The sequence below is a fragment of the Mycobacterium sp. NGS33 genome (assembly GCF_059812885.1).
Genome location: NZ_JCALDN010000029.1, coordinates 41,486 through 51,132, shown reverse-complemented (window position 1 = coordinate 51,132; position 9,647 = coordinate 41,486). Strand labels below are relative to the sequence as shown.

The 9,647-nt window shown below is 69.1% G+C and carries 10 protein-coding genes and 1 pseudogene; 6 read left to right on the top strand and 5 right to left on the bottom strand.

Features of this window, described 5'->3' with window-relative positions; genetic code table 11:
* Both AC5Y5B_RS24780 and AC5Y5B_RS24775 read right to left on the bottom strand, forming a co-directional pair.
* Positions 1–220: pseudogene (locus AC5Y5B_RS24780) on the bottom strand (HNH endonuclease signature motif containing protein); the annotation flags it as partial.
* A 157-nt stretch (positions 221–377) separates the two neighbouring features.
* Positions 378–1,067, bottom strand: a complete 690-nt coding sequence (locus AC5Y5B_RS24775; RefSeq protein ID WP_112633278.1) for a PadR family transcriptional regulator — start codon at positions 1,065–1,067, stop codon at positions 378–380.
* A 62-nt stretch (positions 1,068–1,129) separates the two neighbouring features.
* On the opposite strand from AC5Y5B_RS24775, the gene AC5Y5B_RS24770 reads away from it, so the two are divergent.
* Positions 1,130–2,047 carry a TIGR03619 family F420-dependent LLM class oxidoreductase gene (locus AC5Y5B_RS24770; RefSeq protein WP_500007259.1) on the top strand — a complete coding sequence of 306 codons (918 nt, stop codon included), beginning with the start codon at positions 1,130–1,132 and terminating at the stop codon, positions 2,045–2,047.
* Here AC5Y5B_RS24770 and AC5Y5B_RS24765 read toward each other — a convergent pair.
* Complete coding sequence (locus tag AC5Y5B_RS24765) at positions 2,044–2,943, bottom strand: hypothetical protein (RefSeq protein WP_430918996.1); 900 nt, start codon at positions 2,941–2,943, stop codon at positions 2,044–2,046. The two genes, AC5Y5B_RS24770 and AC5Y5B_RS24765, sit on opposite strands and share 4 nt — an antisense overlap.
* Before the next feature lie 69 nt (positions 2,944–3,012).
* Between AC5Y5B_RS24765 and AC5Y5B_RS24760 the strand changes: the two genes are divergently transcribed.
* Positions 3,013–4,137, top strand: coding sequence for an FAD-dependent oxidoreductase (locus AC5Y5B_RS24760; protein ID WP_500007256.1), 1,125 nt, complete (start codon positions 3,013–3,015; stop codon positions 4,135–4,137).
* A gap of 6 nt (positions 4,138–4,143) precedes the next feature.
* On the opposite strand, the gene AC5Y5B_RS24755 is transcribed toward AC5Y5B_RS24760, so the two are convergent.
* The gene (locus AC5Y5B_RS24755) at positions 4,144–5,616 is read right to left on the bottom strand and encodes a multicopper oxidase family protein (protein ID WP_500007253.1); all 1,473 of its coding nucleotides are present in this window, start codon (positions 5,614–5,616) and stop codon (positions 4,144–4,146) included.
* Positions 5,616–6,359: an arsenate reductase/protein-tyrosine-phosphatase family protein gene (locus AC5Y5B_RS24750; protein ID WP_500007251.1), complete on the bottom strand. Its 744-nt coding sequence runs from the start codon at positions 6,357–6,359 to the stop codon at positions 5,616–5,618. The genes AC5Y5B_RS24755 and AC5Y5B_RS24750 overlap by 1 nt, the downstream gene beginning before the upstream one ends.
* 182 nt (positions 6,360–6,541) lie before the next feature.
* Here AC5Y5B_RS24750 and AC5Y5B_RS24745 point away from each other — a divergent pair, with 182 nt between their 5' ends.
* The 4 genes from AC5Y5B_RS24745 (at position 6,542) to AC5Y5B_RS24730 (ending at position 9,598) form a co-directional block, all read left to right on the top strand.
* Positions 6,542–7,732: an APC family permease gene (locus AC5Y5B_RS24745; RefSeq protein ID WP_500007262.1), complete on the top strand. Its 1,191-nt coding sequence runs from the start codon at positions 6,542–6,544 to the stop codon at positions 7,730–7,732.
* 123 nt (positions 7,733–7,855) lie between these two features.
* Complete coding sequence (locus tag AC5Y5B_RS24740; RefSeq protein WP_112633272.1) at positions 7,856–8,353, top strand: flavin reductase family protein; 498 nt, start codon at positions 7,856–7,858, stop codon at positions 8,351–8,353.
* A 3-nt stretch (positions 8,354–8,356) separates the two neighbouring features.
* Positions 8,357–9,073 carry a pyrimidine reductase family protein gene (locus tag AC5Y5B_RS24735; protein ID WP_500007249.1) on the top strand — a complete coding sequence of 239 codons (717 nt, stop codon included), beginning with the start codon at positions 8,357–8,359 and terminating at the stop codon, positions 9,071–9,073.
* 180 nt (positions 9,074–9,253) lie between these two features.
* Positions 9,254–9,598: a hypothetical protein gene (locus tag AC5Y5B_RS24730; RefSeq protein ID WP_112633270.1), complete on the top strand. Its 345-nt coding sequence runs from the start codon at positions 9,254–9,256 to the stop codon at positions 9,596–9,598.
* The last annotated feature ends 49 nt before the right edge of the window (positions 9,599–9,647 follow it).

The following is a 9,647-nucleotide window of genomic DNA, read 5'->3' as shown; positions in this document are numbered from 1 at the left end:
AGACCACCGTGCCGCCCAATTCCAGGGACGGCGCCTGGCGGGCCAGGGAATTGATCAGCGGATGCTCGACGGCGGGAATGCGCCGGCGCAGCCTTTCGCACCGCTCCAGCACCGCCAGCTGCTGGCGCGGATTCAGCGCGTCGACGTCGAGCGCGCAGACGCGATTCCAGGCGGCATCGAGCGCCTCGAACACCCCGTCGACATCCCGCTGATCGGTCACACCGCCAAACTAGCCACACCCACCGACAAAAAACCCCACGCTGTGACCACTGAAACCACAGTGACACAATGGGTTTCGGTATGCGTTATCGGTATCCGTAATCCCGTCAGGGTGGGGCGGACAGCCGGCGCGGACGCAACCGTCGCCGCCGCCGGACCTAATCCGCTTCGCGCTTGGCCTGGACCTGTTTCTCGATTTCGCGCCAATTCCCGGGCTTGGGACGGGGCTTCCCCAAGCCACCCTTCTCGGCGCTCTGCAGGATGGCGTCGGCCTCGTCGATCTCCTTGATCATCTCCAGCGCGAACTCACGTTCGGCCGCGTAGTACTTGGCCGCCCAGCGCAGCGCGAGCACCGAGTACGCCCATGCCGGTTCCGCCTCGGCTCCCTCGGCGTCCTCGACCGCCTTGCGGTGCCTGGCTTCGGCGTACGCCACATGCTCCTGCAGTAATTCCTTGAGCCGACTCGGGTTACTGAGGTGCCCGAACGTAACCCGCAGCAGCACACTGTGTTTGAGCACCGGCGGGTCCACCGGCGCGTGATTGGTCCACTCGGTGACGGCATCCATGCCGGCCGTGGTGATCTTGTAGAGCCGCCGAGTGCGGGTGCCCTCGTCGCGTTCGACGCGTGAGGTCACCAGTCCCAGCGCCTCCAGCTTCTTCAGCTCGGTATAGATCTGGCTGTAGGACGGGCTCCAGTAATAGAGGTCGACGCTCCAGTCGATCCACTTCTTGAGGTCATAGCCCGAAACCTCTTCTTCGTAGGACATCATGCCCAGCAGCGCCCAGCTGGTGGCGGCCAACGCCGCGTTCGTCAGCTTTCGGCTGGCAGGGTCCATTTCGGAGTCCATGTCGCCAGGTTAACAACACCGGCCCCTAGATTGGAGGACATGGACCGCTGGCTGGGACGCGCGTGAAGTTCGCCTTTCCCCTTCCGCACCTGCTGCGCGTCAAGGCGATTACGCAGCCGTGGGAGGCGGCGGTCACCGGGCCCGATCAGCGCCGCATGATGCAATGCGCCGACCGGTGGGGCTACGACATGATCGCGGTGCCCGAGCATCTCGTCATCCCCACCGACCATGTCGAGTTGTCCGGGCCGCACTATCTGCACTCCACGACCGCGCAGGCCTTCATCGCGGGCGCCACCGAGCGGGTTGCCATCAACTCCTGCGTCACCATCCTGCCGCTGCAGCATCCCATCGTGCTGGCCAAGGCGCTGGCCACCGCGGACTGGATGAGCGGGGGCCGGATGATGGCGACCTTCGGCGTGGGGTGGCTGGCCCGCGAGTTCGAGCTGCTCTCGGTGCCCTTCGGTGAACGGGGCCGCATCGCCGACGAGTATCTGGCCGCCATCGTCGAACTGTGGACCAGCGATGCACCCCGATTCGAAGGCCGGTATGTGTCGTTCTCCGACATCGCCTTCGAGCCGAAACCCGTTCAACAACCGCATCTTCCGATCTGGATCGGCGGCGACGCCGACGCCGCGCTGCGCCGGGCGGCCACGTTCGGCACCGGGTGGTGGCCCTTTCTCACCCCGCCCGAGCGGATCGCCGACAGACTCGGCTACCTCAAGTCCCAACCTTCCTACGACGGCCGCGAATTCGACGTGATGCACGGGCTGGGCACCAACCGGGTCGGCGAGGGGCACGTCGCCCGACGAGCGAGCGACCGGCCGGGCATGAGTGCCGCACAGATCGTCGACCGGTTGAACTGGCTCGCCGAGCAGGGCGTGACCGTGACCGCGGTTCCCGTCCCCGCCGTGAGCGGCGTGGACGAATACCTCGACTACGCGCGGTGGGTCATCGAAGACATCAAACCCCAGGTGTCCTAGCGGATCAGCAATCCGCGCCGGCGCACCCAGTACACGGCCGCCACGCTGCCGGCGACCCACACCGTCATGGCGATGCCCAGGTGGACGAAGCTTTTGGTGTCGCGCCCGAACACGGGCCAGATGAGCGCCGGCGCCTGCTGCCACAAGACGCGGTGCTCCACGCCGTTCATCGGGTCGGCCACGTAGTACAGCGCATAGGGCAGCGTCAGGGCCAGCACCCAACTGCGGGTGCGGCGCAGGTCGCGGCGCTGGCGCCAGCGCCGGATCAACGGCTCGACACTGACCGGGTGTAGCACCGAGATGAGGTTTCCGACGCCCAGCCAGGAGACGATGGGCACCGCGACGGTGGGGATCGTAATGCCCAGCCGCGCAGGCGTTTCCAGCCACAGCGTCAACACCACCGCGGCGGACAGGGTGGGCACGCCGACGATCGCGAGCAGGGCGAGGTTCTTGATCAACAGGATCCGCCAGAAAGGCACGCGATCGGACAAACCCCGCAGGATCCGGTAATGGTCGGCGCCCAGGAAATTGGTGGTCGTGACATCGGCGAGGACCCACGACGAAAAGTAGGTGCCCACCAAAATCACCCAGTCGGGGTGCCGGCCCACCGGCGTCAGCGGCTGCACCAGCAACCAGCCGGCGGCGAAGACCACGTTGGCCACCACACCCATCAACCAGGTGCGCGGCCGGGTGAACGACCAGCGGATCTCCGCGACGACCGCCGGAATCAGAGCCTTCTCGAAGTCCTTCGCGGCGCGCCGGGCCGCGGCGGGACGGGGGGCCGACGCCCGCACCATCGCAGTCAGAAAGGCGCGCAGCGCGGCGCTCACCCGCGGATGCGCCAACACCCCGGACTCCCCCAGGTCCGGGCTGTCGATTCGGCGCGAGACGATCAACTGACGTACCCCCTCGCTCTCGGATCGGTCACCGGCTCGCCCGCAATCTACGCAGGGCAGGATAACGGCATGAACCGCAAGCGTGTCATCGTCGCCGGGCTCGGGGACGCCGGCGTCCTCGCGGCGATCCGCCTGTCCCGGCAGGCCGACGTCGTCGGAATCTCGGCCAAACCCGCGCTGGTGAGCGGTCAGGAACTCGGCGTGCGGCTCGCGCGTCCGCACGACTGGGCCCGCGACTACTGGATCCCGTTCGACCGGTTCCGCCGCCTCGACGGCGTCCGAACGGTGCAGGCCACCCTGACCGGGGTGGACCTGGGCGCCCACACCGTCTTCGGCCGCACCGAAGACGGCGCCGACATCGCCGAGGCGTACGACGCGCTGATCATCTCGACCGGAGTCAGCAACGGCTTTTGGCGCCAGCCGACCCTGCAGTCGGCCGCCGAGATCGGCGCCGGGCTGCGCGCCGCCCACGATCGGCTGGCCGCCGCCACGTCGGTGGCCGTGGTGGGCGGCGGGGCCGCGGCGGTCAGCAGCGCCCTCAACATGGCGACCACGTGGCCGGACAAGCGGATCGACCTGTACTTCCCCGGCGACTCCGCCCTGGCGGGACACCATCCGCGGATCTGGCAGCGGATCCGCCGCCGGCTGACCCAGCTGGGCGTCGGCCTGCACCCGGGGCACCGCGCGGTGCTGACCGAGGGTTTCGCGGGCGACGAACTGACCAGCGCGCCGGTCGACTGGAGCACCGGGCAACCCACGGCCCACGCCGACGCCGTGTTGTGGGCGATCGGGCAAGTGCGGCCCAACACCGAGTGGCTGCCCGCCGAACTGCTCGAGGAGCGGGGGTTCGTGCGCGTCACGCCGGAACTGCGGGTGCCCGGCCACCGCGGCGTGTTCGCGGTCGGCGACGTCGCGGCGACCGATCCGTTGCGCAGCTCGGCGCGCAACCGGGGCGATGCCCTGGTGGCGCGCAATGTCCTCGCCGACTTCGCCGGCCGACCGTTACGCACCTACCGGGCGCCGACGCGGCGCTGGGGTTCGCTGGTGGGCATACAGCCCAACGGGCTGGAGGTCTTCCTGCCCACCGGCCACGCCTTCCGCTTCCCGTCCTGGTCGGTCGAGCGGGTGGTGATGCCGTGGATCGTGCGGTGGGGCATGTATCGCGGGGTGCGCCAGAACGATCCGCTGGGCTAGGGGCGCTCAGCTGCAGTCGAGCAGCAGCATGAGCCCGTAATCCATGTGGATCTGTTGATGGCAGTGCAGCAGCGAAAGACCCGGTTGGTCGGCGACGAAATCGACCTCCATGCTCTGGTAGCCGCCGAGCATGGCGACGTCCTTGCGGACGCCGGCGGTCGGCGTCCCCGCGAACCGGGTGATTTCGAACGTGTGCCGGTGCAGGTGCATCGGGTGCAGGTCGTCGCTGGCGTTGCGGAACCTCAGCCGGTAACGCTTGTCGCGCTCGATGCGCAGCACGGGCTTGTTGGCGTCCATCGCAAAAGGAGTGCCGTTGATCGTCCAGACATTGAAACCGTTGTCGGCGGCGTTGCGTTTCTCGATCAACATGTCGATGGTGTGGTCGGCCGGTGGCGCGTCGGCCCGCCGAGGTGTGCCGAACGACCGGTAATCCCACGTGAACGGCGGGGGCGCCGCCCACTGCGGATCGCCGCCGCGCCCGGCATATTCGACGACGACGCCCATCCCATGGCCGCGGTCGTCATCGGACAGATCGCCCAGCAACCACACGCCCGGATTGGTCATGCTGACGACGGCCGATATCCGTTCGCCCGCCCCGAGCCACAACACCGGCACCGCCGCCCGCGTGGGCACCGGGTTGCCATCCAGCGCGACGACGGTGAAGGTGTGGCCGGGCAGGGCCACACTGCGTGTCTCGGTGGCGCTGCCGTTGAGAACATGGAGCAGCACCCGCTGACCGGCTCGGACGCGAATGGGATCACCATGGCCCAGCATCCGCCCATTGACCGCGAACGCCCCGTACCCGACCTCGTTGCCGGGTGCCTCGCCGCGCGCCAGCGAGGCAGCCATCGCCGACTCGCCTCTGTCCTTGAGGTCTTGATCCTGCGCACCGGCCAGAAAGTCGCTGGCCATGTCGCCCCCGCGGCTGAAGGCGGGCTCAAACTCCTTGAGCGTCAGGAAGATTTCTTGATCGTACGCACCGGCGTCGTGCGCGGGCTCGATGTAGACCGGGCCCACCAACCCGCTGTACTGGCCGCGCGAGAGGTCGGCGCGCGGGACGACGTGGGTGTGGTAGAAGCGCAGGCCCGCCGGGCCGGGGACGAAGGAGATCCGGCGCATGCCATGTGCGGGTATGTCGGGGGTGCCCTCTTCGGCGGCGCCGTCGACGTCGACGCCGACGTGCTGGCCGTGCCAATGCAATTGCTCGGGTGCATCGGTGTCGTTGAAGACGTCGACCCAGGTGCGCCTGCCCTCCTTGAATCGCAGTAGCGGACCGGGAAATTGGCCGTTGTAGGTCAGGGTCGACACGATGCGGTCCGGCGCCAGCTCGACCTTCCCCGCGCCGATCCGCAGCGTGTAGTCGGCCTTGCCGCCGGGTGGGCCCTGGGGCGAGGGGTGCGTACACGCGACGCCGGCGCCTCCCGCGGCCGCCACCGCGACGCCCGCCCATTTGCCGAACTGACGCCGGTTGAGCGCCATCACCGGCGCCCGCCCGTGCGGCTTGGATCGGGCACTAAAAAGCTGACGCGCCGGCTCAATTCGCCTGCCACGCGCAGAAATTGCGGGTAGCCGCCGCCCCCGGCCGAGGGATCGGGCAGGCTCCAGTGCATCGTGGTCGCCAGGTCGTGTTCGTGCGCGTATTCACGCACTGTGTCGCACAGCGTGATCACGCAGTCGAAGCGGCGCCGGGAAACCGCGGCCACGGATTTGGGCCGGGTGCCGCTGAGGTCGATGCCGTATTCGTCGCGCATCACCCGGATCGCGTTGACGTGGAGCGTGGGCTTCGGGTGGCTGCCCGCGCTCGCGGTTCGAACGCGACCCTGGCCGCGTTGCTCGAGCAGCGCCGCGGCCATGGGTGACCGCGCGCTGTTGCCGGTGCACAAAAACAACACCGACCGCGGAGCGACCGCGACGGGCGGTCCGGGCGCCAACGCCGGATGCAAAGCCCCGGCAGCCTCACGAAATGCCGTGGCGCACTTCGTCAGATTCAACCAGTAGTAGGTGTCGCGCCCATCAAAGCTACTACGTCGTGCATCGACGAGTCCGGCGCAACGTAACAGCCGCAAGTGATACGAGACCAGGTTCTGCGGCTCGCCCACGGCGGCGGCCAGTTCCCGCACTCGGTGGTCCCCGGATGCCAGTTGGCTTAGCAACGCCCACCGCAGGGGGTGCGCCGTCAGCTGTAGCACCGGTGGGACGTCCGCTCGATCGGCCGTAGCCATGCTTCGGCACAATACATCAAATTGATTTGATAGGTTAGGCTCCGCGCGAGGTGAGACCCCGGCGTGACCATTTCTCCGATCCGCGAGGAGACCGAGTGCCCAGGAGCGCCCCGCCGGTCGGCGACGACGAATTGCGCCGCAGCCTCGGCGTTTTCGACGCGGTGGTGATCGGGCTGGGGTCGATGATCGGGGCGGGCATCTTCGCGGCGCTGGGGCCGGCCGCGCGCGCCGCCGGCTCGGGACTGCTGCTGGGCCTGGCGGCCGCCGCGGTGGTGGCCTACTGCAACGCCACCTCCTCCGCGCGACTGGCGGCGCGCTACCCGGCGTCGGGCGGCACCTACGTCTACGGCCGAAAACGGTTGGGAGACTTCTGGGGATATCTGGCCGGGTGGGGCTTCGTCGTCGGCAAGACCGCGTCGTGCGCGGCGATGGCCCTGACCGTCGGCGTCTATGCGTGGCCAGCGCAGGCGCACGCGGTGGCCGTCGCGGCGGTGGTCGCGCTCACCGCGGTGAACTACGGCGGCGTGCAGAAATCGGCCTGGCTGACCCGCCTCATCGTCGCCGCGGTGCTGGCGGTGCTCGCCGCCGTCGTGGTCGCCGCGTTCACCGCCGGCGCCGCCCGACCGGAGTGGCCGCGCCTCAGCGGCGCAACCCTCGGCGGCGTGGTGCAGGCCGCGGGGCTGCTGTTCTTCGCCTTCGCCGGCTATGCGCGCATCGCCACACTGGGCGAGGAGGTGCGCGACCCGTCGCGCACCATTCCGCGCGCGATACCGCTGGCGCTCACCATCGCCCTGACCGTCTACGCGGCCGTGGCCGTGGCCGCGCTGTCGGTGCTGGGGCCGGGCCGCCTCGCCCAGAGCGCCGCCCCGCTCGTCGAGATGGCCCGGGCCGTGGGGATCGGCTGGCTGGTGCCGGTCGTGCGGGCGGGGGCGGTGATCGCGGCGCTGGGCTCGCTGCTCGCGCTGATCCTGGGGGTCTCGCGCACCACGTTCGCCATGGCACGAGATCACCACCTGCCGCACGCGCTGGCCGCGGTGCACCCGCGGTTCGGTGTCCCCCACCGCGCGGAAGTGCTGATCGGCGTCGTCGTGGCGATTTTGGCCGCCACCGCCGACCTGCGCGCCGCCATCGGGTTTTCCTCGTTCGCCGTGCTGATCTATTACGCCATCGCCAACGCGTCCGCGTTCACCCTCGGCCGCGACGAGGGGCGGCCCCACCGCGCCATCGCGGTGACCGGGCTGCTCGGCTGCGTGGTGCTGGCGTTCGCGATGCCGATGTGGTCGGTGCTCTCCGGTGTGGTGGTGCTGGGCCTCGGCGCCGCCGCCTACCTGATTCGGCGCGTCGTCACACCAATCGCGTCGCCGCACCAATGAGGTTGCCACGCAACCGGAATCGCGCGGGTCATCGGCGAATGTCACGACCCTGCGCCGTCGCCCGCCGGCGGGCAAATCGCGGGATCGCGATTCCCCGGCGGCCGGACGGGGAAGACTGAGCGGATGGCCGACCCGGAAACCGAAGCATTCGACAAGCTGGTGGCGCTGCTGAACTATCCGATGTTCGTCGTCACCACACAGGCCAACGGCACCCCGGCGGGCTGCCTGGTGGGCTTTGCCAGCCAGACCAGCATCCACCCGCCGCGCTTCCTGGTCGGGCTGTCCAAGCGCAACCACACCTTCCGGGTCGCCCGCGACGCCTCCCACCTGGCCGTGCACGTGTTCGACCACGACCACCTCGACGTGGTCGAGCTCTTCGGCAGCCAGACCAGCGACAAGGTCGACAAGTTCGACCGCTGTTCCTGGCACCGCGGCCCCGAACGGATGCCGATCCTCGACGACGCCGCCGCGTGGTTCGTCGGCGAGATCCTGGAACGTTTCACGCTGGGTGACCACGTCGGACACCTGCTCGCACCGATGGGCGGCAGTCCGCCGCGGGAACTGGAAACCTGGGTGTCGTTCGGCGACGTGCGCGAGCTGCAGCCCGGCCACGAGGCCTGACGCGTGGCCGAGTCACCCCGGGTCAGCGCCGTCCCGAGCATCATCGAGCTCGCGCCCTTCTATGCCGATCCCCCGGACGGGGTGCGCGCCAACATGATCTTCAGCGCCGACGGCGCCGCGGCCTTCGGCGGGCGTGCCGGTCCCCTGTCGTGCCCCACCGATCAGCGGCTCTTGCGAATCCTGCGTGGCCTCGCCGACGTCGTGCTGGTCGGGGCCGGCACCGCCCGCGCCGAGAACTACGGCCCGGTAGCGCTCAGCGACGCGGCGCGGGCGCGGCGGCATCACGAAGGGCGGGCGCAACCGCCGCCGATCGCCGTGGTGAGCCGCAGCGGTGAGCTACCGGCCCGGCTGTTCAGGAATCCCGACCAGCCGCCGATCCTGGTGACCTGCGCGCGGACCGCGGCGCGGTTTGACCCCGATGACGACCGACAACACCTCCTGGTCGCGGGGCAAGACTCGGTCGACGTGTCCCGCGCCGTCGCGACCCTGCGGGAACACGGCATGCACCGCATCCTGTGCGAGGGCGGACCTACGCTGCTCGACGAGCTGGTGGAGGCCGACGCCGTCACCGAGATCTGCGTGACGCTCGCCCCGAAACTGGCGGCGAGCCAACCGGTGGGCCATCGGCTGCATCCGGCGCGCCTGCCCGCGCCCGTCACCATGAGCCTCGAGCACGCGCTGGTGTGCGACGGCTATCTGTATTTGAGATATCGCCGCTGAACCCCGCGGCATTCGCCGGATCGCACGTGCGCGCGCAACGCGCTCGGCATGCAGCCGAGGGCGCCCCTTCCTATGATGAAAATGCCCGCTATGAACGCTGAGCGAATCGCTTTGCGCGACCTCCCTTCAATTGATCGCTGTCCACTTTCCCGATGCACACAGAAAAGGATCACCGGCCAGGTGAGCAGTTCAGACGACGACCGTGACTACCGCAATCTTGCGGTGAACCGGCTGCGCCCCAGTGAAATTCACTGGGCCCTGAACCACGACGCGGTGCACGGGATCGCCTACGCGTTCAGAAATCCGGTCGCGGTCGCCGAATCCCTGGAGGATCCCGACGACGACCGAAAGACCTACCTGGTGCGCGTCAAGCGCGACGACCTCGCCAACGCGCTGGAAAAGATCAACGAATGGATCTTCGACAATCCCGGCCCGGCCGGGATGCAGGCCTACGGATTCGTCCGGGCCCTGGCGCGAGAAGGGCTCACCGAGCGCGCCACCGGCGACGACGACAACCGCCAATAGCGCGCCGTCGAATTAGCTGGCTTTCGCTATTCGCCGTGCCCCGCGGCCG

Excerpts from the sequence above, each read along its gene's own strand:
- AC5Y5B_RS24760 (WP_500007256.1), top strand. The coding sequence starts at position 3,013 with ATGAACCGCAAGCGTGTCATCGTCGCCGGGCTCGGGGACGCCGGCGTC.
- AC5Y5B_RS24740 (WP_112633272.1), top strand. The coding sequence starts at position 7,856 with ATGGCCGACCCGGAAACCGAAGCATTCGACAAGCTGGTGGCGCTGCTG.
- AC5Y5B_RS24755 (WP_500007253.1), bottom strand. The coding sequence starts at position 5,616 with ATGGCGCTCAACCGGCGTCAGTTCGGCAAATGGGCGGGCGTCGCGGTG.
- AC5Y5B_RS24745 (WP_500007262.1), top strand. The coding sequence starts at position 6,542 with ATGATCGGGGCGGGCATCTTCGCGGCGCTGGGGCCGGCCGCGCGCGCC.
- AC5Y5B_RS24750 (WP_500007251.1), bottom strand. The coding sequence starts at position 6,359 with ATGGCTACGGCCGATCGAGCGGACGTCCCACCGGTGCTACAGCTGACG.
- AC5Y5B_RS24775 (WP_112633278.1), bottom strand. The coding sequence starts at position 1,067 with ATGGACTCCGAAATGGACCCTGCCAGCCGAAAGCTGACGAACGCGGCG.